The 23,289-nt window shown below is 62.3% G+C and carries 18 protein-coding genes; 9 read left to right on the top strand and 9 right to left on the bottom strand.

Annotation, left to right across the window (positions count from 1 at the left end):
• Positions 1–45: 45 nt before the first annotated feature.
• Positions 46–1,146 (bottom strand): HD-GYP domain-containing protein, encoded by a 1,101-nt coding sequence (locus KP001_RS13665; RefSeq protein WP_217286170.1) that lies wholly within the window; start codon positions 1,144–1,146, stop codon positions 46–48.
• 437 nt (positions 1,147–1,583) lie between these two features.
• On the opposite strand from KP001_RS13665, the gene KP001_RS13660 reads away from it, so the two are divergent.
• Positions 1,584–2,549: a hypothetical protein gene (locus KP001_RS13660; protein ID WP_217286169.1), complete on the top strand. Its 966-nt coding sequence runs from the start codon at positions 1,584–1,586 to the stop codon at positions 2,547–2,549.
• A gap of 70 nt (positions 2,550–2,619) precedes the next feature.
• Here the strand turns inward: KP001_RS13660 and KP001_RS13655 are convergent, their stop codons facing one another.
• The 3 genes from KP001_RS13655 to KP001_RS13645 all read right to left on the bottom strand — a co-directional run bounded on the left by KP001_RS13655 (position 2,620) and on the right by KP001_RS13645 (position 5,781).
• Positions 2,620–3,540 carry an AEC family transporter gene (locus tag KP001_RS13655; protein ID WP_217286168.1) on the bottom strand — a complete coding sequence of 307 codons (921 nt, stop codon included), beginning with the start codon at positions 3,538–3,540 and terminating at the stop codon, positions 2,620–2,622.
• Between the two features lie 81 nt (positions 3,541–3,621).
• Positions 3,622–4,512 carry a LysR family transcriptional regulator gene (locus KP001_RS13650; RefSeq protein ID WP_217286167.1) on the bottom strand — a complete coding sequence of 297 codons (891 nt, stop codon included), beginning with the start codon at positions 4,510–4,512 and terminating at the stop codon, positions 3,622–3,624.
• Between the two features lie 99 nt (positions 4,513–4,611).
• Positions 4,612–5,781 carry a PQQ-dependent sugar dehydrogenase gene (locus tag KP001_RS13645; RefSeq protein WP_217286166.1) on the bottom strand — a complete coding sequence of 390 codons (1,170 nt, stop codon included), beginning with the start codon at positions 5,779–5,781 and terminating at the stop codon, positions 4,612–4,614.
• Between the two features lie 213 nt (positions 5,782–5,994).
• Here KP001_RS13645 and KP001_RS13640 point away from each other — a divergent pair, with 213 nt between their 5' ends.
• The 3 genes from KP001_RS13640 to KP001_RS13630 all read left to right on the top strand — a co-directional run bounded on the left by KP001_RS13640 (position 5,995) and on the right by KP001_RS13630 (position 7,730).
• A complete protein-coding gene (locus KP001_RS13640; protein WP_217286165.1) occupies positions 5,995–7,017 on the top strand; it encodes a hypothetical protein in 1,023 nt (340 codons plus the stop codon).
• 60 nt (positions 7,018–7,077) lie between these two features.
• Positions 7,078–7,497, top strand: a complete 420-nt coding sequence (locus tag KP001_RS13635) for a low affinity iron permease family protein (protein WP_217286164.1) — start codon at positions 7,078–7,080, stop codon at positions 7,495–7,497.
• 71 nt (positions 7,498–7,568) lie between these two features.
• Entirely contained in the window at positions 7,569–7,730 is a 162-nt protein-coding gene (locus tag KP001_RS13630) for a hypothetical protein (RefSeq protein ID WP_217286163.1), read from the top strand.
• A gap of 167 nt (positions 7,731–7,897) precedes the next feature.
• On the opposite strand, the gene KP001_RS13625 is transcribed toward KP001_RS13630, so the two are convergent.
• Positions 7,898–11,566: a DUF748 domain-containing protein gene (locus tag KP001_RS13625; protein ID WP_217286162.1), complete on the bottom strand. Its 3,669-nt coding sequence runs from the start codon at positions 11,564–11,566 to the stop codon at positions 7,898–7,900.
• A gap of 287 nt (positions 11,567–11,853) precedes the next feature.
• Between KP001_RS13625 and KP001_RS13620 the strand changes: the two genes are divergently transcribed.
• Both KP001_RS13620 and KP001_RS13615 read left to right on the top strand, forming a co-directional pair.
• The gene (locus KP001_RS13620; RefSeq protein ID WP_217286161.1) at positions 11,854–14,592 is read left to right on the top strand and encodes a PAS domain S-box protein; all 2,739 of its coding nucleotides are present in this window, start codon (positions 11,854–11,856) and stop codon (positions 14,590–14,592) included.
• A gap of 54 nt (positions 14,593–14,646) precedes the next feature.
• Complete coding sequence (locus tag KP001_RS13615) at positions 14,647–15,384, top strand: sulfite exporter TauE/SafE family protein (RefSeq protein ID WP_217286160.1); 738 nt, start codon at positions 14,647–14,649, stop codon at positions 15,382–15,384.
• An 8-nt stretch (positions 15,385–15,392) separates the two neighbouring features.
• Here the strand turns inward: KP001_RS13615 and ygiD are convergent, their stop codons facing one another.
• Both ygiD and KP001_RS13605 read right to left on the bottom strand, forming a co-directional pair.
• Complete coding sequence (gene ygiD / locus KP001_RS13610; protein WP_217286159.1) at positions 15,393–16,172, bottom strand: 4,5-DOPA-extradiol-dioxygenase; 780 nt, start codon at positions 16,170–16,172, stop codon at positions 15,393–15,395.
• 122 nt (positions 16,173–16,294) lie between these two features.
• Positions 16,295–16,669, bottom strand: coding sequence for a cupin domain-containing protein (locus KP001_RS13605; RefSeq protein WP_217286158.1), 375 nt, complete (start codon positions 16,667–16,669; stop codon positions 16,295–16,297).
• Positions 16,670–17,185: 516 nt separating this feature from the next.
• Between KP001_RS13605 and KP001_RS13600 the strand changes: the two genes are divergently transcribed.
• From KP001_RS13600 to KP001_RS13590, 3 genes are all read left to right on the top strand, one after another.
• Positions 17,186–18,943 (top strand): flavocytochrome c, encoded by a 1,758-nt coding sequence (locus KP001_RS13600; protein WP_217286157.1) that lies wholly within the window; start codon positions 17,186–17,188, stop codon positions 18,941–18,943.
• Positions 18,944–19,065: 122 nt separating this feature from the next.
• A complete protein-coding gene (locus KP001_RS13595) occupies positions 19,066–20,346 on the top strand; it encodes an MFS transporter (RefSeq protein ID WP_217286156.1) in 1,281 nt (426 codons plus the stop codon).
• A 105-nt stretch (positions 20,347–20,451) separates the two neighbouring features.
• A complete protein-coding gene (locus tag KP001_RS13590) occupies positions 20,452–21,060 on the top strand; it encodes a DUF922 domain-containing protein (RefSeq protein WP_217286155.1) in 609 nt (202 codons plus the stop codon).
• Positions 21,061–21,125: 65 nt separating this feature from the next.
• Here the strand turns inward: KP001_RS13590 and KP001_RS13585 are convergent, their stop codons facing one another.
• Together KP001_RS13585 and KP001_RS13580 are read right to left on the bottom strand one after the other, a co-directional pair.
• On the bottom strand, positions 21,126–21,968 hold the full coding sequence (locus tag KP001_RS13585) for a hypothetical protein (protein ID WP_217286154.1): 843 nt from the start codon (positions 21,966–21,968) through the stop codon (positions 21,126–21,128).
• A 405-nt stretch (positions 21,969–22,373) separates the two neighbouring features.
• Positions 22,374–23,219, bottom strand: coding sequence for a ChaN family lipoprotein (locus KP001_RS13580; RefSeq protein WP_217286153.1), 846 nt, complete (start codon positions 23,217–23,219; stop codon positions 22,374–22,376).
• Positions 23,220–23,289: the final 70 nt, after the last annotated feature.

Raw genomic sequence — 23,289 nt, 5'->3', positions numbered from 1 at the left:
GGCGGCGTGGGGAACCTGGCGCCGCGCGGATGTGGGGGACGGGGGCTAACGGATCATTTCGGTGATGCTGGCGAAGGGGTGAGCGTCGGCGTGGATGTTTTTCTGGAGGTCCAGGAACTCCTCGACGTGCTTGAAGAACAGCTCGAGCAGATGCGGATCGAAGGAACTGCCGCTTTCGTCCATCATGATCCCGGCGGTTTCCTCGGGGCTGAAGGCCCGCTTGTAGACCCTCTCGGTCAAAAGGGCGTCGAATACGTCCACAATCGACACCACCCTCGCGAAGATGTGTATCTCCTCCCCCTTGAGCCCGTAAGGGTACCCCTTCCCGTCCCACTTCTCGTGATGCTGCAGCGCGATGATCCTCCCCGCCTCGATGACCGGGTAATCCCGGGCTCCCGACATGATCTTCCCCCCTATCACCGTGTGCTCCTTCATGGCCGCGAACTCCTCCGGCGTTAGCTTGCCCGGCTTGAGCAGTATCGAGTCGGGGATGCCGATCTTTCCCACGTCGTGCAGCAGCGAGGCGAAGTACAAAATGTCGCACTGGTCGGCGGGGATGCCGGCCAGCTGTCCCAGGCGCTTGGAAAGCTGGCTGATGCACTTCAGGTGCGAGCCGGTTTCCTGGTCCCTGAACTCGGCCGCCCGGCCCAGGCGCAGCGAGATCTCGTACTCGGTCTGCAGGGCCTTCGCCAGCGCCTGCTGCAGGGCCGCGGTTCTTTTGGCTACCTCCACCTCGAGCACCGCGTTGGTATCCTTGGCGAAATCGGCAAGCCTCTTGTTGCGGATCTGGTTCATGACGCGATGGCGCAGTTCGATGAGGTTGAACGGCTTGGCGATGAAATCGTTGGCGCCCAGTTCGAGGACGGTTGCCACCTCCGCGCCGTCCGCAGTCACCACCACCACCGGTATGTCGTGCCAGTGCACGTCCTGCTTGATCCGGCGCAGCACCTCGTAGCCGTCCAAAACCGGCATCTTGAGGTCCATGACCACCAGGTCCACCTGGGGGGCGGCAGTGATGGCGTCGAGCACCTGCTGGCCGTCGCCGGCCCTGATCAGGGTGCACTCGAACTGTTGCAGCATCTTCTCGAGCAGGTCGAGGTTGAGGGGGTCGTCGTCCGCCAGGATCACCTTCACGTCTTCGAACATCTTGTTTCTCCCTATCGTCTCAGGATGCTGTGGGCCGGATAATGAAGCAACTTTTCCCGCCTTCCCACCGTATCGGATGATTCTCATTCCGCTTGAATGTGTCGCTGCGCATGGGAGGGTGGAGAGATGTCATTGGATCGCTGTGCTGGTGACCGTGGCGGTGGCGCCGGAGGAATGCAAAAATTGGGGTCGATAGACACCATTTTCCCTCTAAGGCCCGGAAAGGACGGTAATTTTTATCACTTTGCCCCACAATCTGTTTGCCATAGCAACTGATATTGTATATAAACCGATACTCACGATACTTACAGGGGCAGCCTTGATGGCGATAAGACTCATAAACCGAGGCCATGCCCGTTGTTATTCTTTGAGACGGCGCTGATTGTGTTTTTTGAGAAGCATCATTAAATGAGTGGAAGATGAGGAGGGAGTTTCAAATGCTTAAAAAAGTCGGGAAAGTTTCGGTCGTAGTGTCATGTCTGCTTTCTTTGGGGTGCGCGAATCACGTCAAGGTGAGCACGATCACGGAAAGCCAGGTGATCCGGGATCAGAAGACCCACACGGTGGACATCGATTCCAACACCGGGTCGCTGGTCACCGTGCCGCAGATCAGCGTGGCGGTACAGGATTCCAAGGCGTTCAGGGTGAAGTCGTACGAGATGAAGACCGATTACGATTTCTCGACGCCGTACCAGGGGCTGCGCGAGTTTTACGAGGTTCCGGTCGGGGTTGCGCTGCTGCCGGTTGGCGTCGTTGTCAATTTGGCGGACTTCCTCCTGCTTGGCCTGATCCCCAACAGCATCACCGATTCCATCCTGGATACGAGCTTTGCGGGGCTCAATCCCTTCATGAACATCGAGTCCACCAGCCGCGTGGAGCGTACCGAAATCAAGTCCGACAAGAAGCTGCTCGATGAGAAGGACGAGTTCGTCAAGCTGCCGCTGGTGAACAAGGAAATTACCGTCAGCTCCGGCGATGGTGCCAGCATCCCGGTCATGCTCGACGAAAACGGCAAGGCGGAGATCAGCCTGGTGCGCCTGAGTGCCGTCAGCGACGACATCGAGAAGATCATCATCACCGCGAAATCCGAGGACGTCGTCAGCAAGAAGGACATCGATGTCTCCAGGATGTTGAGAAGCCAGCTGCAGCAGGCGAGCGCCATCACGAAGAAGTACGCGAACCTCGCCAAGAAGGAAGTAAAGGGTGATGACGTGAAGCAGCTCGACATCCCGATCTTCGCGACCGATCTTATCAAGCTGAACAAGCTCGGGTTCGAGGGGGAATCCTTGAGGATCGAGCGCAGCGTGATGTCCGTGATGTCGGACGACCAGAAAAGCCTGCTCAAGAAGGAGATCGACAAGCTCCTGAAATCGGAGCTGGCCAAGGGGACCGTTGCCGGTTAGAAACGGGAAGGTCTTCGACGGGGAAGAAAACGGGCGTTCCGGAAGCGGGACGCCCGTTTTGCGTGAGGTGTCAGAGGAGCATCCAGACCGTGACTGGGAGCGTGACGAAGGAGAGGCAGGTCTGGGCGGTGATGATGGAGGCCATGCTGTCATGGTCGCCACCCATCTGCCGGGAGAGGATGTAGGAGGCAGGCGAGGTGGGGACGCTGAAAAGGAGCAGCACCGCACCCGCCGCCGCGCCGGTAAGGCCGGTCGCCGTGGTGAGCGACCAGGCGAGCACGGGCTTGCACAGGAACTGGATGCCGCAGCTCACCGCCAGCGGTTGCCAGTGCAGGGCCAGGTTGCCGGCCCGGTACGCCGCCCCCACGGCCATGAGCCCCACCGGGAAGGCCGCTTTCCCGGCGAGGGCAAGGGTTCCGTCCAGAGCGGCGGGAAGTTGCCACCCCGACGCGTTGAGGCCGATTCCCAGGACGCAGCCGATGATCAGCGGATTGTGCAGGAGGTCGGTGCCCAGGCGCCTGAGATCGACCCCGCCGCCGCTGCCGACGGTAAGCGAGAAGGCGGAGACGCACAGCACGTTGATGAGCACGATCATGAAGCCCGCCCCCAGGGCCGCCAGGAAGAGGCCATCCCTGCCGAAAAGGCTTTCCGCCAGGGCCAGCGCCACGAAGGTGTTGAATCGGACACTTCCCTGGAACAGCGAGGTGAAGACACCGCCTCCCATGCCCCGGTTGGCGGCGCCCCACACGACGACCAGGAGGGCGCTGGCGGCGACGACCCCCTCGACGCTGACCAGGATGCCGAACCAGGGGAGCGAGCCGATGTTCTTCCCCGCCAGGCTGTGGATGAGGGCGGCGGGCATCAGCAGGAAATAGGTGAGTCTCTCGGCGGAGGGCCAGAAGGAAGGGGAAATGAACTCGCTGCGCCTGATCACGAAACCGAGCAGGATGAGGGACAGCACGGGGGTGAGGGCATTCACTATGGTGATCAAGCTACTCTCCTTCCGGGCGGTGGTGGAAGCAGAGTAGCACGGGGTCATACAGCTGAAAAGTTCATATTTCTTTGGTGAAGTTCAAGTATTTTTTATGTATCCGCACTCCCGGCACAACTCCTCCAACACCAGGTGCGTCAGCGCGAGGCGCGGATGGCGGCGCTTCTGGTACATCCCGACCCTCCTCACCAACTGAGGCGCCCCGAACGGGGTCAGAGTGAAATGCCTTTGCGCCTCCTTGAACCTCCGCCGGTTGAGCGGCACCACGGCAATCCCCAGTCCCTCTTGCACCAGGCTCATCGCGGCCTCCAGCGAATCGAACTCCATCACCTCGCGCGGGCGGATTCCCTGCGCCAGCAACTGACCGTCCACGAGGGCACCCGCCCAGGCCGTCCTGTCGAAACGCACGAAAGGGTAGGTACTGAAAAGTTCCGCGACGGTTGCGGGCGTGGCCCCCTTGGGGGCGACGACGAAGAAGGGTTCCTCATCGTAGACCCGCCACTGGTAGTGCTCAGGGATGGAAAACGGCGGCTCCGTAGTGAGCGCCGCGTCGAGGTCCCCCTCCTCCACCTGCCGCGCCAGCTCCGCGGAGAGGCTGGAGACGACTCTCACCTGCATGTCCTCGTGGTCCCTGCGCAGGCGACCGAGGACTGGAGGGAGCGCACCGGTGATGACGGTGGGGACCGCGCCGAGGGTCAGGACTCCCTTGATGGCGCCTGAAGGTGACAGCTCGGTCTTCATGCCATCGTAGAGGTCGAGGATCTCCCGGCCCCGTTCCACCACTAGTTTGCCGTTCAGGTTCAGCTTGGTGCCCCGGCCCAGCCGTTCGAAAAGAGGCACGCCCAGCTCCTCCTCCAGGTTTTTCATCTGCAGGCTGACGGCGGATTGGGTCAGGTGGAATTGTTCCGCCGCGGCGGCGAACGTTCCCTTGCTGGCGATGGCGGCGAGGATGCGCAGGCTGCGTAAGGACATCTTTTCTCCGGGATCATGATCTGTGGATCGCTACGTTGTACACGGAATCCCCCTTCACTGCAATATGGTACGCGCGAAAGCGAGCCCCGGGGTGAGAGGTCAAGGCGCTCCGATCCGGTAGATGGTGCCGCTGCCGTAGTCGGCGAGGTAGAGTTCTCCATCTTCGTCCTCGCCGAAGGTGGAGATGGCGTAGGGGGTATCGAGGAGCAGCCTGGACTGCCACTTTCCGCCGCCCCTGCGCAGCCCCCAGATACGACCGCTGCAAAAATCCCCGTACAGGTAGATGCCGCGCAGCTGCTCTATCTTCCCCCGGTAGACGTAACCGCCGGTAACGGAGCAATTCCCCTCGCCATGGCGGTAGACGGCGACGGGGAGGGTGAGGCCGGACTTCGTGCAGCCGGGCTTCTTGAAACAGCGGTCCCCTTCCATGACGTTCCAGCCGTAGTTGGCGCCTGCCCCGGAGCCCGCGGGCTGGAAGTCGATCTCCTCCACCTCATCCTGCCCGACATCGGCGATGTAGAGATCTCCGGTCCCGCGATCGAAGGAAAAGCGCCAGGGGTTGCGCAGGCCGTAGGCCCAGATCTCGTTGCCGAAGGGGTTCTTGGGGAGCTGGTACGGAGCCGCGTCCGACCTGACGTCGATGCGCAGTATCTTGCCGAGCAGGGTGTCGAGCCGCTGCCCGTTGCCGTGCGGGTCGCCGCCGCTGCCGCCGTCGCCCATGCCGATGTAGAGCAGTCCGTCCGGGCCGAAGGCGAGTTGTCCGCCGTTATGGTTGGCGTAGGGCTGCACGATGGTGAGCAGTTCCTTGCGGCTGGCAGGATCGGCGGCGTCGGGGTGGTTGCCGGCCTTGAAGCTGGCAATGACCGTATTGCCGATGCCGCTTTTGTTGGTGTAGTCGACGTAGAAGGTTTTCCTGGAGGCGAAGTCGGGGGGGAAGGCGAGCCCCAGCAGCCCCCGCTCCCCCCCGGACTTCACGAGCGAGGTGATATCGAGAAAGGGGGCGGGGGCGAGAGTGCCGTTGCGGATGATCCTGATTTTGCCCTGCTGTTCCAGTACGAAGAGGCGCTTGCTGCCGTCCCTGGCGTTGACGATGGCGGTCGGCTGCTTGAGCCCTTTGGCTACCGCGGTCAGGGCGAGCTTGGCGGGGAACGCAGTGCGGGGCGGCGCCGCGGCCTCACTGGTACCGGCGCAGGCGGCTGAGCAGAGGGAAACGGCAATGGCACAGAGCGCGGCTGAGGTTTTTGAAAGCGAAGCTCTCCTGCTGATCATGGCACCTCCCGGCGGATCCGGATTGGGTAGCTGAGAAACGCGGCAAGTATATCCGGCTCGGGGGCGATGTCCACGGAGACAGAGAGCGCTGCGGGAAGGGATGATGGGGGAGTTGATACATTTACATTGATAGTGGTTAACTTCGCGTGGTATGCTGCGCCTGCCGAAGGCGGGTGGACGCACCATGCGTAAATCACGGGGTAGGGGGGGATTATGAAAAAGTGGATGCTCAATGTTGTGACGGCGACCGTGCTCACGCTCTCCTCATCTCTGCCGGTTCTCGCGGAGACGGCGTGGTGGCTGGAGCCGGGGATACTGGTAGAGGCGGACGAGGCGGTGACTCCTCCGGGGGCTGCCGGGCAGCCGCTCACCGTTACCACAGCCAACAACTCGCTTTCCACCGCCAAGGGTCTGAAGGCAGGGGGGGGACCTGCGGATGGCGTGATCGTGACCGGCATGAAGAGCTGGTACGTTGTCGCCGCCGACGATGGACCCGGTTACATCCGCATAGGATCGACCGGACCCCTGCTGATTGAGGACGCCATCGCGGTGCCGGGCAATGATTCCGTTCCAGGGGTCTGGTCCCGCAAGAGTGTCGCGCCGCAAAAGGGCGCCAAGCTGGTCGAGACGTCGATGATCTCCGTAACGGACCTGGCCCGGATCCGGAAGGTGCGGCGGGGATTCATCCGGCTCAGCACCGACAGCACCACGCCGGTCGCCTACCGCATCTCGTTCGTTTCCGAACTGCCGGAGAGCCGGGTCGGGTCCGCTTACGGGCCGGGGAGCGCCGCCAGTCAGTACATCCTGGCTCTTGCCAACGGCGGCCCTTTGAACGACCTGTACCGCGCCACCCGGACCCGTTACACGAAAGAACAGGCGATGGGGCTGCGGGAAAAGCTGTTCGGTAAAACGGGGATCCCTTCCCTGTTTTTCCGGGTACACGAGAAGGATCCTTCCGTCGACCCCAACCTCACCGAGGGGATGCCTGTCCAGCACATCATCCTCTCCGATGATCAGTCCCGGCAATGGGCCTTCGTGATCAGGTGCGAGCAGCGGGACGGCCTTTGGGTGGTTGCCGATGCGCGCAAAGATCCGGATCTGACCGAGCAAGAGGTGGCGGCTATCGTCCGCCGCGACCGGGAGGCCGGCGGCAATTTCAGGAGTGGCGAGACTGCCGGGCCGGGGAGCGCCCCCGCCGCCAAACCTCCGGCTGCAACAAGGCGAAGAGGCAAGTAATCGCGCGCCTGGGAGTCGGGCGTCAGGCCGCTCCGGCCAAATGAACGAACTGGAGGAGTCATGGAACACCACATGTCCCGTTTCAGCCGCTTCGCCACCTGGGCCTCACACACCTCGGGGCACCCGTCCTCCTTCATATTCGCCCTGGCGATCATCGTGGTCTGGGCGGTCACGGGGCCTATATTCAAGTTCAGCGACACCTGGCAACTGGTCATCAATACCGGCACCACGATCATCACCTTTTTGATGGTCTTCGTGATCCAGAACACCCAGAACCGCGATTCCGCGGCCACTCAGCTCAAGCTGGACGAGATCATCCGGTCACTGCAGGGGGCGAACAACGCGCTCCTCAACATGGAGGAACTGGATGAGAAGGATCTGGAGACGATCAGGGAGAGCTATCTGAAACTGGCCGAAGATGCGCGCAACAGCTTGAGGAAAGGTAGAAAACAGAAGGCGGCAACCCCGCCTTCCGTGTGAGGACAGGGATTGCAGGCGGCTGACGGGCTGCCTGTGGATCAAGTTTGCCTATTGAAAAGAGGGGGGAAGTTATGTCGACACCACTAATCGCTTTGGCCGCCATCCTGGCGTTTTTCGCCGTCGTCATCATACCGTTCATGTTCATGAAGAGCGATCAGCAGCAAACCGTCGAGCCGCCGCACGGCCATGGCGATCATGCCAGGAAGGGCCGGAAAAAGAAAAAGAAACGATAGCGCCCTTGCGCGGCTTTGGCCCGGCAGGGGGAGCCCGTTGAACCGTCGAGACTGGAGCGCCGCTGGCAGCTGTCGCACGGGTCAGCGCAAAGCGCTCCGGATGTAGAATGCTGTGCGGCTCCAGGCCCAGTTCCAGGTCCGGCCCATGCGAAGCCCCGTCCTCTGCTTCATCTCGCGATGGCGTTGAATTCGACGCGGCTGCGGTTGGCGGTTTCTTTTTCGGGTGCCTTGTAGATGTTGTCGCTCGCCTGGAACAGTTTTTCCGGCGGCAGCCCCCCCTTGGCAACCAGGTACTTGATCACGTTGGCGCTGCGCTCGCGCGCCAGCGACTGCAATTCGTTTTCCCCGACCACCGTGTTGGCGACGATCAGCTTTTTCATCTCGTTGTCGGGGAGGTCCTTCACCATGCCCAGGGCGTTGCGCGGCTTGGGAAACTTCTCCTTCTTGTAGACCGCCTTCAGGTACTTCGAATATTCTTCCGCGGAGAGCTGCACGTTCTCGCTGCTCTCCCCTTCCTTGGTCTGCTGCTCCTTGACCAGGTGGAGGAACTTCTCGTTCTTCACCTTGCGGGTCAAGAGTTCCTGGCGATACCCCTCCGGATCTTTACCCTTATCCACGAATCCCTTGATCTCGAGCTTGAGCCCCGGGCGGTCAGCGACGACCTTGGCCAACTGGGTCAGCTTCTTTTCTTCGTCCGCCGGCAGTTCGCTGGAGCCGGGCTGGAAGTTGATGACGCTGAAATCCTGGCCGCTGCCGCCAAGCGACGAGAGCAGGGCAAAGGGGGACGTGGCCGCCTTCACCAGCAGGTTTTTCAGCACCTGCCCGATCAGGCGCCAGATGCTGAACTGCGGATCGTCGGTGCGCCCGGTGACCGGCAGGTCGAGATGGATCTCCCCGTTGCGGTCTTTCAGCAGGGCGACGGCGAGCCGCACCGGGAGGCTGGTGGCCTGGCTGCTGTCCACTTTCTTGCCGAAGGTGAACTGGTCGATGAACACCTTGTTTTCCGAGGTGAGCTGCTTTCTCTCGATGAGGTACTTGAGATCGAGGAACAGCTTTCCCTTGTCGATGGCGTACCCGAGATAGGTGCCGGAGTACGGTGTCACCGGGGAGAGTTCGATGTCGCGGAAGGAGACCTTGAGGTCGACGAAGAGGTCGTCCCGCAGCGGGTTGAGCCTCCCCGTGATCTGCATCGGCGAGTGGTTTTCCAAGTTGCCGCGCAGGTCGACGTCCGCGAACTTCGTTTCCTCGGAGCTAAGCCCGCTGACCCGCCCGCCCAGGTTGTAGAAGGTGCTGTTGAAGGTCTGGGGCAGGTGGTTGTCCGTGAAGGCCAGGGTCCCGTTCTGGATGGTGACGCTGCCGACGGAGACCTGTCGCTGTGCTGCGGGTGCCTGCGCTGCGGCAACAGTGGCGGCTGCCGGCGCCGGTTTCACACCGGCTGGCGCGGGAGCCTGGACCGTTGCCGGGAGGGGTGCAGGAGGCGCGGCCGGCCCCTTCTTCACCATGTCTTGAAGGTTGAGGGTCCCGTCCCTCCTGATGATGATGCGGGAGTAGACGTCGTTGAGAGCGACCTCGCGGATGTTCAGCACGAAGGGATCGAAGTTGCCCTGGAACTCGTCGAACTGCAGGCTCTCCCATTTCAGGAGGTCCTGATCGCCGACGGCGTCGATGCTGTGGAAGTCGCGCACACCCGCGTTCCCCCGGAAGCTCCCCTTGGCCTTGCCGTCCTTCAGCGCGAGGTCGAGGTTCAGCGTGGTGTCGAGTGAGCCTCCGATCACGGAAAAATTGAAGGTGTCGGGGAAATACGGCTCGAAATCGGCGATGGGGAGCCGGGCGATGCCGACGCTCCCCCGGTAGCGGAAGGGAGCGGGGGTAACCGTGCCGTTCAACTTGAGGGCGGCCCCCTTGCCGTAGGTCGCGGAGAAGCGCAGGGGCGCCGGCGCGAACTTCGGCCCCTGCAGGTTCGAGAGGGTCAGGTTCGTGTTGCGCAGGGTGAAGCGCGGCGGCTCCTCGAAGGTCTTGTCGGTGAAGGCGAAGTTGAGCTTCTCCAGTTGGAGCTGCTTTAAGAGGTAGGTTATCCCCCTTCGCGGTGAACCCGCTACGGGGGACGAGGTCCCCTTTCTCGGTGAGGCTGCTACGGGGGAGGTGGCCCCCTTTCGCGGTGAACCAGCTACGGGGGACGAGGCTTGCGCGGACGCCTTCGCAGCCGGTTGGTCGGCAAACAATGAGAGGAGTGACAACTTGCCGTCGGCCTCTTTCGACAGGGACATGCTCCCCTGGGACAGGCGGATCTCGCCGATCTCCAGGCGGTTGTCGTTTTGTCCGAAGGAGGCGTCCTTCACCTGCAGCGCGGCGAGGTCGAAGCCTTCCTTGCTGCCGTAGCGGGCGGCAAGACCGGCAACCGTGAGGTTCCCTTTCTGTAGGGTCACGCCGGCGGACTCGCTGTAGCCGACCTCCGCGGCCAATCCCACGGTGCCTTGCACCGGCGCGGTCAGGTACTGGCTCAGGTAAGGCCAGGCGCGCTGGAGCCTGAGTCCGGCAAGCTGGAGTGAGGAGGTGACGCTCAGCGGTGCGGCGGAAAACTTCCCTTCGGTTTTCAGCATTGCCCCGTCGTCGGGTTTCAGCGAGAGCTGGTAGCTAGCCGCCGTTCCCGGCACGGTGCTGACGTTTCTCGCCGAGAGCTCGATGTCCGAGACCGTGGTCTTGAAGCCCCCCTTCGGCAGGTCATCACGGAAGTGGACGGTCGCCTTGCTTAAGGAGAAAGAGGGGACGAGGAGTACCGTCTTCTGCTCGGCCTCGGTCGCCTTCTTCGGTTCCTCCTGTTTCTTGGCCGGGGGGATGAGCCGCGAGTACATCCACTCCCCGCGCTGGTTGCGCTCGACGAAAAGCTCAAGCCCGCCGGCGCTGATGGATTCGAACTGGAAGTTTCTGGCCAGCGCCTCCAGTTTTGCCGCCTTCACTTCCAGCAAGGGGAGGCGGAACAACGGTTTCCCCCCCGGAAGATCGACGGCGACTCCATCCACCCTGGTCAGCCCCTTCAGGGTCAGCTCCGGCTTTTGGTTGGCGGAGATGCGATAGCCGAGGTCGAGGTCGACGGTGAGCTTGCCGGAGGTGAAGTCGACAGGGGGCTTGACGGGGGAGTAGGCTATGTATTGGGGCAGGCTCAGCTCTTTGAGTCCGATGTGGACAGAGGTTTCCAAGGACTTGCTGAGCGGTTTCAGCTTTCCCGCGAAATTGAAGGGCGCGCCGTTGATGACCGCGGAAACGCGCGGATCGACGTACTTTTCGGCGAGATACGGGCTGTTGCTTATGAACGGTATCGCGACGTTGAGGCTGCGGACGCTGTGTTTCCTGCCGCCGTCGACGATGCGGTCGTCGAAATCCATGGACCCGTTCTTGATGGTGATGTTGTTGAGGGAAAAACGCGTCGGCTCTTTTTTTTCGGTCTGCTTTTCCTTGGGTTGCCGCTCGATTATGTCGCTGAAGTTGAAGCGGTTCGGGGCCGTGCGCACCAGGTTGATGGTCGGGGTGTCGAGGGTGAGTTCCGAGAGGATCAGTGTCCTTTTGAAGATCGATGCCGGCGCAACGGTTGCCTCCAGCGCGCGGAAGGCGACCAGCGGCGGGCCCGTCTTTTCGGCAACGGCGAAGTCCCTGACCGCAACGTGCAGGGTGAGCGGGTTGATGCTGACCGAGCCGATCCGTGCCGCGCGCCCTGTGGCATCCTCGATCGCCGCTACCGCCTTATTTTTTACGATGATGGGCAGTAGCGTTGCAATGAAAAGAACCAGGACGGCAATTACTGCTATTGAAATGACGGCGTATCTTCTGATCTTTGGCAAGGGAAACCTCGGTGATCTGGTTGTCGTTCCACTTACTAATAACTTAACACTTTTGTGATAAAGTGCACCCCACATTTGCGCAATGTTGCTCAGTACGGCGAGGTTGCCGACACAGCAAAGTGAAGTTAAGTTTAATCTCCTGCCATAAAAGATCTTTAAAAACACTTACGGAATGAAATAAAAGGGTGGTAATTCGCCCTTATTTGGCTAGTATCTTAATTCAACTGTTTGAAGGCTACAAGAACGTGTAGATCTGACCGATTCGAAGTGCTTGTTAGAGGTAGTGGATGCCTTGGATAATCATTGCAGCGATAGCGACTGCCAGTTCGGTGACGGTACTGGCGCTGGTTAATGTCTACCTTTACTCACGCTACAAAGAGCGTTTCCTGAAATTGTGGGCATTCGCGTGGGGAGTACACGTCTGCAGGTACCTGTTTCTCATCCTCTCGGTCCTCTGGCCTGCCAACCTGGTTTTCAAGGAAATCAACTACCTTTGCATCATCGCCAGTGCGGTTATCCTGCTGGCGGGCACCAGGAATTTCATCGGCTCCGCCCCCGGGCATGGGTTCACCAGCACCGGCACAGTGCTGGCCCTTTGGACCATCGGCACGGTGTCAGCGGGATTGTCGACCCTGTACACCATCATCCCCATCTTCGCCTTCCTGGCCTTTACCTACATCCGCATCGGCATCCAGGTGTTGAAGCAGGCGGAGCAGGGCGAGACCGCCAGCCGGGTGGTCGGCTGGCTCTTCATCGCCTGGGGGATCCACCAGGCAGACTACCCGCTGCTGCGCCCCATAGAATGGTTCGCCCCCTGGGGCTTTCTCATCGGCAGCGTCCTTGCCACCGGCATCGCCATCGGTATGATCCTCATCTACTTTGAGAGGATGCACCGGGGGCTGCAGGAAAAGGAAATGCGCCACCTAAACCTGATCGAATCGTCGCACAACTGGATATGGGAGGTCGACGCCAACGCCTGTTACACCTTTGCCAGCCCGCAGGTGAAGGAACTGCTTGGCTACGCACCGGAGCAGGTGATCGGGAAAACACCTTTCGACCTCATGCCCGAGGAGGAAGCGTCCCGCATAAGGACCATCTTCGCCGGCATCAGCTCCAGGCGCGAGTCGTTTCACAGGCTGGAAAACACCAACCGGCACAAGGACGGCCGGCTGGTGGTGCTGGAGACCAGCGGCGTCCCGTACTTCGACGGGCACGGAAACTTCCTGGGGTACCGGGGGATGGACCAGGACATTACCGAACACAAGCAGGCGGAGACGCGCAGAGAGGTGAGCAGGGAAGTACTGCAGGTCCTGAACGAGCCGGGTGACCTGAAGGTGTCGGTGCAACGCATCATCGACTTGATCAAGGTGAAGCTTGATTTTTCCGCAGTCGGGATTCGCCTGCAGGAGGGGGAGGACTACCCCTATTGGTCCCAGTCGGGATTTCCGCAGGCGATGCTCGAACAGGAAAATACACTGGTGGAACGTTCGGCGGATGGCGGGCTCTGCAGGGACCAGGACGGGAAGGTGCGCCTGGAATGCACCTGCGGCCTGGTCATCTCCGGGCAGGTCCCGCAGGGGCATCCCAACGTCACCCCGGGGGGGAGCTTCTGGACCAACGACTCGTTTCTGCTCCTGGGGTTCCCCCCCGACCAGGACCCGCGCCACAATCCGCGCAACGTCTGCATGCACCGCAAGTACGCCTCCCTGGCACTGGTCCCCATCCGCTACAAGGACAAGATCGTCGGCCTGATCCAGTGCAACGATCACCGTAAGGACCGCTTCACGCCCGAGTCGTTGCAGCACCTGGAGGGGATCGCGGCGTACGTCGGTGCGGCGCTGATGCGCAAGTGGTCCGAGGAGGAACGGGTGACCCTCGAGAACCAGCTGCAACAGGCCCAGAGGATGGAGTCGATTGGACGGCTGGCAGGTGGCGTGGCACATGATTTCAACAACATGCTGGGGGTGATCATCGGGCATGCCGGCCTGGGGCTTATGGATACCGCGCCGGGGCAGCCGATCCACCTGCACCTGCAGGAGATCTACAAGGCGGCGGAACGGTCAGCCGACCTCACCCGCCAGTTGCTGGCCTTTGCCCGCAAGCAGGACATCAAGCCCCAGGTGCTGGACCTGAACGAGACCATAGCGGGGATGTTGAAGATGCTGCAGCGGCTGATCGGCGAGGAGATCCATCTCTGCTGGCAACCCGGGAGCAAGATCTGGCCGGTAAAGATGGACCGGTCCCAGATCGACCAGATCATGGCCAACCTCTGCGTCAACGCCCGTGACGCCATCGCAAGCGTCGGCAACATCACCATCAAGACCGGCACCGTCAGCGTTGATGACACCTACCGGCTGCACCACCCCGAAGCCGCTCACGGGGAGTACGTCTGGATCTCGGTAAGCGATGACGGGGAGGGGATGGACAGGGAAACGTTAAGCCATATCTTCGAACCGTTCTTCACAACCAAGGGGGTGGGGGCCGGGACCGGTCTTGGCCTTGCCACCATCTATGGCATCGTCACCCAGAACAGGGGGTTCATCAACGTCATCAGCGAACCGGGGCTGGGGGCGACCTTCACCATCCACATCCCGAGGCATTCCGGTGTTGACGAAGCCGGGGTGCAGCAGGAGGAGGTGCAGGAACTGCCGCGCGGCCGGGAGACGATCCTGCTGGTGGAGGACGAACCGGCCATTTTGCAGATGACCACCATGTTGTTGGAGAGCCTTGGGTACGTGGTCCTGACGGCGGGCTCGCCCAGCGAGGCGATCCGCCTGGCGCAGAGGGGGCCGGGTTCCATCGACCTCTTGATGACGGACGTGGTGATGCCCGAGATGAACGGCCGGGACCTGGCAGGCGCGGTGACTAAGGGGCATCCACGCCTTAAGTGCCTGTTCATGTCCGGTTATACCGCCGACATCATCGCCCACCACGGCGTCATCGATGACGGGCTCTTCTTCATCCAGAAGCCCTTTTCGCTCCCCGTGCTGGCAGCCAAGCTGCGCGAGGTACTGGAGCAGGTTTGACGGGGCATGCAGGGCACCCGCCGTTTCGGGTGCACGGAAGCGGGTTGGGGGAAGATGGATTTCTTGATCGTACTGCCGGTGGCCTTTCTCGCCTCGCTGCTCAGTTCCATGAGCGGCGCGGGCTCCGCCATGCTCACGACGCCTGTGTGGCTGGCGCTCGGTTTCCCGCTGCCGGTGGCCATCGCCTCCAACCAGCTAAACGGCGCTGCCTGGACCCTGCTCGCCGCCCGTAACTACCTCAAGGGGCGCCGGATCGACTGGGCGCTCATCAGGGCGATGATCCTCTCCGGGCTGGCCGGCGCCTACGCCGGGACCCTCATCGTGCGGGGCGTCGACCCCCGTCTGCTGCAACGCGTCATCGGCGGCATCATCCTGTCGCTGGTGGTCGTGGTGGCGCTCAATCCCGACCTGGGGCGCAGCGAGAGCGAGCCCGCGCTGTCGCGCCGGGTGACCGCTGCGCTCGCCTTCCCGCTGGGCGTCTACGAATCGTTTTTCGGATCCGGCAACGGGCTCTTCACCTCCCTGCTCCTCGCCAAGGGGCGCGGCCAGACACTGGTCGTTTCGCTAGGCTGTTACTACCTGATCGCCTTCTTCTGGAACTGTTTCGCCGTTGCCGTCTACAGCTCGGCGGGGCTGGCCGACGCGCGACTGATGCTCCCTTCCACTGCCGGTTCGGTGGCCGGCGCATATCTGGGGTCGCGGATCGGGCGGCACAAGGGGCACGGCTGGGTGCGCGGGCTGTTCGTGCTGCTTGGCGGCGTCCTGGGACTGAAACTGGCGCTTGGCCTGTAACGGGGCGGCTACCCCACCTGGACGGCCAGCATCGAGATGGAGCCGCCGTCGACCCCTTCCACCGGAAAGATGACCTGCTCCCCCTCCTGCCGGGTTCCGAGTACGTAGAGCAGCGGCAGGTAATGGTCCGGGGTGGGGATGGACAGCCGGGCATCCTCCCCCAGGCTTTCGTAGGCCACCAGCGGGGCGTGATCCCCGGCCAGCATCAATTCCCTCGCCCTTCTCTCAAAGCGCACCGCCCAGTCATAGGGCTGCGGCAGGTGCGCCCCCCAGGCGTACATGTGCAGGTTGTGCACCAGGTTCCCGCTTCCCACGATGAGGATCCCCTCCTCCCGCAGCGGGGCGAGCCGCTTTCCCAGGTCGTAGTGGAACTGTGCCGGCTGCGTCTCGTCGATGCGCAGTTGCAGCACCGGTACGTCGGCGTCCGGATAGAGGTGGCACAGCACGGCCCAGGTGCCGTGGTCGAGCCCCCAGGCGTCGTCCCCTCGCACGTCCAGGGGGGAGAGCAACCGCTGCAGGCGCCGGGCCAGTTCCGGGGCGCCCGGTGCCGGGTAGTGCACGCGATAGAGTTCCGGGGGGAAGCCTCCGAAGTCGTGGATGGTGCGGGGGCTTTCGTTGACGGTGACTGCGGTGCCGGGGAGGTACCAGTGGGCGGAGACGCAGAGGACCGCTTTGGGGCGGGGGATGCTGCGCCCGAGGCTGCGCCACCCTTCGGTATAGTCGTTGCTGGCCAGCGCGTTCATCGGGTTTCCATGTCCGAGAAAGAGGGCGGGCATTCTTGAGGGCATGTCAGGCTCCTTTCCTTGAAAGATATCCAATAGTTGTACCCATGGCGGCGCCGGGGCGCAACCGTTTTCATGAAAAAGGGGCGCCGCTTCCGTGGCGCCCCATCTATAAGCTGCTCTGCATCTTAGGCCGCCTTGGCGTAATCTATCATGCCCTGGAAGTCGACCACCACGGCAGGTTCGTCACCGACGACCCAGGCATCGTGCCCCATCGGCAAAAGCGACACGTCGCCCGGTCCGCAATCGAACTGGCTGCCGTCATCCATCACCACGTGGAGCCACCCGGAAACGTGATACTGGAAATGCGGGGCTTCGCAGCTTTTTGTGTGCACCAGGGGCTGCACCGATGTCGACCAGCGCCAGCCGGGGAAGAAGGTCGCTTTGCCCACCAGCGCCCCGCCTATCATGATAAGTTCCACCTTCCCGTGGGGAAACTCCCTCACTTCGTGCGGAGCCGCGAAATTTTTCACCTCTGCTTTGTCGCTCGATATGACTCTCATAGCTGACTCCTTTCGAGACGCTTATGCTACTAAATGATTGTAGTACTGGCACTGTACCGGGGTCAATTCCGCCGGTGTCTCTTGTGCCGGATACCTCTTCCGGCAGTCACCCCTCTGTTCGTGCTGTCGGTCTTCTCCTGTCATGCTTTTCGAAGCCCTTTCTTCCAAAACAGCTCCGCATTCTGCCAACCCCTTGTCAGAACAAGGGGTATAGCCGCAGGTTATAACCATAACATGGGGTTATCTTTCCTGCTAACCCGTTGAAACTACGGCCACTTCCTTGGTGAGCACTCTGCCTTCCATAACCTGCGGTTATCGCGCGCTTTCGTTGCCTTTCACGCCCTCCAGGCTAAAGTTATCATTAATTCGGTACTTTGGCCTGTTGCACCGGTATTGGCATCACTCGTGCTCCAGGGAGTAGGTCGCAGAGGGGCGCATCATCGGCCGCTCCTGTGACGGATATCCGCGGAGCTGACCACGGGTCACCACCCGAGACAACAAGAAAGGAGAAAGATGATGAATTCGAGGATACGCATCGTGATGACGGCACTGCTGGTGCTGATCTGGGCCACCGCCCTCTGGGCTGGTGGCGCGGAACCGTTGGCGAAGCTGCACGAAGGAAAGGCAACCTGCGCGGATTGCCACGGCCGCAGCAAGAAGATCAGCGTCGACGACAGCGAGAAGGGGGTGAACAAAAACTGCATCAGCTGCCACGGCACCCTGGCGGAGATGGGTAAGAAGTCCCACGAGGAAGTGAACCCTCACAAGTCGCACCTGGGAGAGATCAGCTGTACCGCCTGCCACCACGGCCACACCGCGTCCTGGGCCTATTGCCTGAGCTGCCATCCCTTCGACATGAAGATCGCTGGGGGGGGCGCCACCGCGTACAAGGCGGCTGATGTCGCCAAGAACAAAAAGCGCGCCGACAAGGCTGACGTCGTGGTCATCGGCGCCGGAGCCGCAGGCTTTACGGCGGCGATCACCGCGCATGACGCCGGCGCCAAGGTCATCATCATCGAGAAGCAGCCCATCACCGGCGGCAACAGCATGCTCGCAGCCGGCGGGATGAACGCGGCCGAAACCACCTTCCAGAAGGAGAAGGGGATCGCGGACTCGGTCGAGCTTATGTACAAGGACACCATGACCGGCGGCGGCGACCTGAACGACCCGGCGCTGGCCATGCTGCTCGCGAAGAACTCCGCTTCTTCCGTCGCCTGGCTCACCGGCCTCGGTGCCGATCTGAGCGACGTCGGCCGCATGGGAGGCGCCAGCGTTAACCGGACCCACCGTCCCAAGGGGGGCGCCGCGGTTGGTGCCCACATCACCGACGTTTTGCGCAGGAATGCGGACCAGCGCAACATCGACATCCGCGTCAACAGCAAGGTCGTGAAGATCCTGGAGGACAAGAAGGGGCGCGTGACCGGGGTCCGCGTGGTCGGCAAGCACAGCGGCGAGTACACCATCAACGCGAAGGCCGTGATCATCGCGGCCGGGGGCTTCTCGGCCAACCCCGAGCGCGTCGCCTATTACCGCCCGGAATACAAAGGGATGACCACTTCCAACCAGCCCGGTGCCACCGGTGACGGTATCGACCTGGGGACCGCGGCGGGAGCCGACCTGAAGGACATGAAGGAGATCCAGATACACCCGACCGTCGCCGCTGGGAGCCGTACCCTGATCACCGAGGCGGTGCGGGGCAACGGCGCCATCCTCGTGAACCATGAAGGGAAGCGCTTCGTGAACGAGCTCACCACCCGCGACAAGGCTTCCGCCGCCATCCTGGCGCAGAGGGGACAGTCGGCGTATCTCGTCTTCGACGACGGTGTCCGCAAGAGCTTGAAGCAGATCGACGGCTATTTCCACCTGAACCTGGTGCAGCAAGGGGCCACCCTCAAGGATCTCGCGGCGGCGATCAAGGTCCCGGCCGACGCACTGGAAGCGACCGTTGCCGCCTACAACAAGGGGGTGGACGACAAGAACGACGCCGAGTTCAAGCGCCCCGATCTGCCGCGCGCCCTGCGCACCGCGAAGTACTACGCCATCGAGGTGAAACCGGGCGTGCACTACACCATGGGGGGGCTGAAGATCACCACCGGCAGCGAAGTGCTCGCCAAGGACGGCAAGACCATTGCCGGCTTGTTCGCGGCAGGCGAGGGGACCGGCGGCGTCCACGGCAAGAACCGGCTCGGGGGGAATTCCATCTCGCAGACCATAACCTTCGGCCGCATCGCCGGCGAGAACGCGGCCAAGCTCGCCAAGAGTTCCCATCCGTAGCGCCGTTTCCAAAGCGGCCGGAACATACGAGGAGACGCCTATGAGGCGTCTCCTCACCGTTCGCCCTTTTCGGGTTTTCGTCACATGCTCAACCGGGCCGCAACCTAAACACGAGGCGGGCAATGCTCAACTCCAGCTTCACACTCATGCGTGACGGCAACTGCCGCATCTTCTGGACCGGGCAAGGCATTTCCTGGCTCGGGAGCGTGATGCAGTCGGTGGCCCAGGGGTGGCTGGTCTGGTCGCTCACCAAGTCACCGGCACAGCTCGCGCTGGCCGCCATCATGCTCTCGCTGCCGGTACTTCTGTTCAGCGTGCCGGGCGGTGTTGCCGCTGACCGCTTCGACAAGCGTGCCCTCCTCGTGATCACCCAGGGGGGCTCCCTGCTCCCGGCCCTTTTCCTCGGCGTGTTGGCCGCGCGCGGCGAGGCCACCGCGCCAGCCATCATGACTATCGCCTTGTGCCAAGGGATACTGAACGCCTTCGAGGTGCCGGCCCGCCAGGCGCTACTCGCCGAGTTGGTGCCGCGCGCATCCCTGGGGCAGGCCGTAGCCGTCAACGCCGTCATCTTCAACGCCACCCGTCTCCTCGGCCCGGCCGCGGCAGGATGCATCATCGCCTCCTTCGGCACCGCTCCCTGTTTCTTCCTCAACGCCCTCAGTTACTCGGCCGGCGTGGTGGCACTGGTCCTGGTGCGCCTCCCATACCGGGTGAAGGATACGCAACGTCGTCATCCTCTCGCGTTGGTGGAGCTGCGCGAAGGGGTGCGCTACGTCGTCGCCGGGGAAGCGACCCGGCAACGGCTCATCTCGGTGCTCCTGGTGAGCCTCTTCGCGATTCCGTTCGTACCGCTGCTGCCGGTCTTTGCCGACAGCTTTCGGGCGGGGCCGCAGGGGCTCGGCCTCATGTCCGCGTGTGTTGGCAGCGGTTCGCTTCTCGCGGCCCTCGGGCTTGTCTATTGCGACAGGTTGCCCAGCAGCCATTCCGATGGCGCCGCAGCCGGTACACTGTTCGCCCTTGCCCTGCTGCTCTTCTCCCGCTCGACCGGCTACCTCGTAGCCCTTGCCGCCCTGGCCGTCGCAGGTGGGGCTGTGGTGGTCTTCCTGGCCCGGGTGAACTGGGCGCTGCAGCAGGGGTGTCCAGACCGGCTGCGGGGGCGGGTGATGGGGGTGTACACCCTGACCCTCCTCGGCATGGCGCCTTTGGGGAGCGCCCTCGTGGGGTGGCTTGCCTCCAGGCTCGGCGCGTCCTCCGCCCTCACGCTCACCTCCGCCCTCTGCGTCGCGGGGCTTTCCTTGTTGCAGGTGAAGGCGCGCCAGGCACGCTCTGCCGCCGCCACCGGCAGCCGCGTCTCTCTCTGGAGCGGTCGTATCGCGGGCAATGACAGGGCGCGGGACTGGTAAAGGTGCGATTGTGTGCCGTTGGTGACCTGGGTCACGCCCGGCTGATGCTGGTTGAGGTATGGTTGCTTCACGTTTTTCATTCCAGCTTCAGGAGTCCGTTTCCGCATGATGCACCGCTTGATTGCTGGCGCGGGGCTTGCCCTGTGCATACTGGCCTCTTCCTCCCCCGCGTTTGCTTCCGATGCGGCTTCCTGTGAACTGAAGGTACGAGAAGGATACCGGTTCTATGATATAAGTGGCCGGAGCCTTGACGATCTGGTTGAGCAGATCAGGCTCAATGGAACCAAGTGGAACGATGGCAAAGTGTACTCCGCCATGACCAACTGGGACATTCACTACAAATACGAGGTCACCTGCCAAAACGGCCGTTATTCCGTGAAGTCTGCCGCCACACGTGTCGACATCCTCTACAACATGCCCCGCCTGAACCTCGCTACCTGCGCCCCCGAACTTGCCGGCACCTGGAGCGAGTACCTGACCCACCTGCAGCGTCACGAGTTCGGCCACAAGGAGCTTGCCGTCAAGGCCGCCTCCGAGATGAACGAGATGTTCGGGACCCTCCCCAGTTTCTCCAGCGAAGAGGACCTGGCTGCCGAAATAACCAGGCGCACCGAGGAGAAATTCCACAACCTGAAGGAACTCCAGATAGGTTACGACCATGACACCAGACACGGCGAAACGCAGGGTGCCGTCCTGGCTGCCGGTCCACACTAAAAAGGGGCTACAGGTCCCGCCTGTAACCCCTTCACCTGCTGCTATGCTACCTACCTTTTCCCCTCTTACCTGCCACTGCCGCCTGTACCGGTTCCGGTGCCCGTACCCATAGAACCGCCAGTGCCGCCTGTGCCGGTGCCAGTCGTGCCGCCCGTGCCGGTGCCCATGGAGCCCGTGCCGGTGCCCATTGTGCCGGTGCCCATGTTACCGGTTCCGGTCGTGCCGCCTGTTCCCTGGTTATAGTAGCTGCCGCCGGTCCCCTGGTTCATGATCCCGCTGGGACCGCGGTCGAGCGTATTGCCAGTGCCCCTGGTCCCCTGTTCAAAGTAGCTGCCGCCAGCACCCGGGTTCATGGTGCCGCCTGCGCCACGGTCCGTCGTGCCTCCAGTGCCCCTGGTTCCCTGGTTGTAATAGGTGCCTCCGGTTCCCTGGTTGTAGTAGGTACCGCCGGTGCCTCTTTCCATGGTGCCGCCAGTGCCGCTGCCGGCGCCGGTCCCGTAGTAGCTGCCGCCACTACCCTGGTTGTAGGTTCCGCCGGTCCCCCTCTGGTCGTAGGTTCCGCCAGTGCTGCCCCCTACCGTGCCGCCTGCGCCGGTGCCGGTGCTGCCTCCGGATTCAGGCCCCAGCCGTTCAACGGTGAAATCCTGGCGTACGGTGGTCCTTGCCCCTACGCCGCTGGGAAGCGACGTGCTGCCGTAACTTTGCACGCTACCGCCACCGGAGGAACCGGAAACCGTCCCGCTCCTGTGGTGGGAGGATTTTGCTTTGTGGGTCATCCCCGTTTTGTGTGTCCCGGATTTGTGAGTCATCTTGTGTGATCCGGAGTCGGCATAACCCGTGCCTGTGGTCATCCCCATCATGCCCAGGATGGCGACCGTGGTGAATAGCAACCTTCTCACTGTTCTCATAATCGAACCTCCATTCCCGGCCCAAGCGGCCGGGAGGCGCCGACTGCCTCTCTTGCAGAGGGGAGCCTTCTTGGCTCCCACGGCGCCAGCTGTTGTATACAGATTCTTGCTGCTGTCCTCAACTTAGCACAAACAATTAAAAAAAGCCAATTTAGCTCCCCGGGGTTGTTGCCCTAAGGTTGCGTAACTTCAAGGGAGTTTCGGGGCGGCGCTCTTCGGTATGCGCCGCGACGACTTGACTCTTTGCACAAAAAAGAGGCGGAGAGGGGGAGCGTGCGGTTGTCAGGGACGATCCAGAGGGGAGGGAAGGCGCGCGGTCGGGACCTCCCTGGAGAGAAGGGAACGAAAGTGCGGCAGGTGATGCCTCGACAGAAATCGGTCAGCGGGCAGGGAGTTGGGCGAACCTCACAGTTCAACCAGGTAATCGGCCTCGCTGGCGCCGGTATTGCCGCTGTTCAGATAGGGAGTTTCGGGGAGGATGACGGTCGGTGCCGGTAGGCTGCCAAGACGCTGCAACTGCTCGGGAATGGCGTATTTCACGGCATGCCAGGTGCCGGTGAGCACCACCACGGTGCGCCCGGGCTCCTGGTCGCGGTAACGGATGATGTTTAGGGCCATGCCGCTGTTGCGAACCGTTTGCGCTTCGCAGAAAAAGTCGAACCTTTTGCCGTTTTGCATGTGGTGCGCCACCGCCCCGAAGGACTTCCGCAAAAAGGCGATTTGGGGGTTAGTGAGGTCGCAGCTGGTTCCCGGCGGGAGACCCTTGCGCTCCTCAGGAGTGAGTGCGGCGAAGCCGTCGCGGGAGACCGTGCGCACTATCGCCAGGGGCACGTTGAGGGCGACCATGGGGATCCGTTTCTCCCTCGCGAACAAGAAGATATCCCGGTACATCTGCCAGCCTGTCCAGTTTCTCTCGAACGCTTGCTGCATCTCCGGCTCCCCGAGCGTTCCCTCCACCCAGTCGTCGAGCGTCTTTTGACAGTCGCTCTGCATCATCTCGAGCCCGATGGCGATCGGCCGCCTCGCGCCGTCCAGCAGTCGGAGCAGGGTGAGCTGCAGATCATGATGGTATGGTTCGTCGTGCGACTCCCCGACCAGGACCACCTGGCTCGCGGCAGCGGCAGCGGCGAGTTGGGTCAGAGAGACGGTCTGTCCGTCGCTTAGGCGGGTGATGATGGTGTGTCCAAAAGCGCTGGTGCAGCAAAGAGTGACCAGAACCGGCACGAGCAGCGTCCTGAACCATCCGAACATAATCCCTCCTCACGCGAGCCAAGCCGCGTTGGGGCAGGTACATGGTGCCTCCGCCCGCCAAAGCGGAGAC

The organism is Geomonas subterranea, assembly GCF_019063845.1.
Lineage (GTDB): Bacteria > Desulfobacterota > Desulfuromonadia > Geobacterales > Geobacteraceae > Geomonas > Geomonas subterranea.
The sequence above is the reverse complement of the archived record's forward strand: the minus strand, read 5'-3'. Positions and strand labels throughout refer to the sequence as shown.

Coding starts and splice junctions, on each gene's coding strand:
- KP001_RS13665 (WP_217286170.1), bottom strand. CDS start 1,146: ATGTTCGAAGACGTGAAGGTGATCCTGGCGGACGACGACCCCCTCAAC.
- KP001_RS13660 (WP_217286169.1), top strand. CDS start 1,584: ATGCTTAAAAAAGTCGGGAAAGTTTCGGTCGTAGTGTCATGTCTGCTT.
- KP001_RS13650 (WP_217286167.1), bottom strand. CDS start 4,512: ATGTCCTTACGCAGCCTGCGCATCCTCGCCGCCATCGCCAGCAAGGGA.
- KP001_RS13645 (WP_217286166.1), bottom strand. CDS start 5,781: ATGATCAGCAGGAGAGCTTCGCTTTCAAAAACCTCAGCCGCGCTCTGT.
- KP001_RS13640 (WP_217286165.1), top strand. CDS start 5,995: ATGAAAAAGTGGATGCTCAATGTTGTGACGGCGACCGTGCTCACGCTC.
- KP001_RS13635 (WP_217286164.1), top strand. CDS start 7,078: ATGGAACACCACATGTCCCGTTTCAGCCGCTTCGCCACCTGGGCCTCA.
- KP001_RS13630 (WP_217286163.1), top strand. CDS start 7,569: ATGTCGACACCACTAATCGCTTTGGCCGCCATCCTGGCGTTTTTCGCC.
- KP001_RS13620 (WP_217286161.1), top strand. CDS start 11,854: ATGCCTTGGATAATCATTGCAGCGATAGCGACTGCCAGTTCGGTGACG.
- KP001_RS13615 (WP_217286160.1), top strand. CDS start 14,647: ATGGATTTCTTGATCGTACTGCCGGTGGCCTTTCTCGCCTCGCTGCTC.
- ygiD (WP_217286159.1), bottom strand. CDS start 16,172: ATGCCCTCAAGAATGCCCGCCCTCTTTCTCGGACATGGAAACCCGATG.
- KP001_RS13605 (WP_217286158.1), bottom strand. CDS start 16,669: ATGAGAGTCATATCGAGCGACAAAGCAGAGGTGAAAAATTTCGCGGCT.
- KP001_RS13600 (WP_217286157.1), top strand. CDS start 17,186: ATGAATTCGAGGATACGCATCGTGATGACGGCACTGCTGGTGCTGATC.
- KP001_RS13595 (WP_217286156.1), top strand. CDS start 19,066: ATGCTCAACTCCAGCTTCACACTCATGCGTGACGGCAACTGCCGCATC.
- KP001_RS13590 (WP_217286155.1), top strand. CDS start 20,452: ATGATGCACCGCTTGATTGCTGGCGCGGGGCTTGCCCTGTGCATACTG.
- KP001_RS13585 (WP_217286154.1), bottom strand. CDS start 21,968: ATGAGAACAGTGAGAAGGTTGCTATTCACCACGGTCGCCATCCTGGGC.
- KP001_RS13580 (WP_217286153.1), bottom strand. CDS start 23,219: ATGTTCGGATGGTTCAGGACGCTGCTCGTGCCGGTTCTGGTCACTCTT.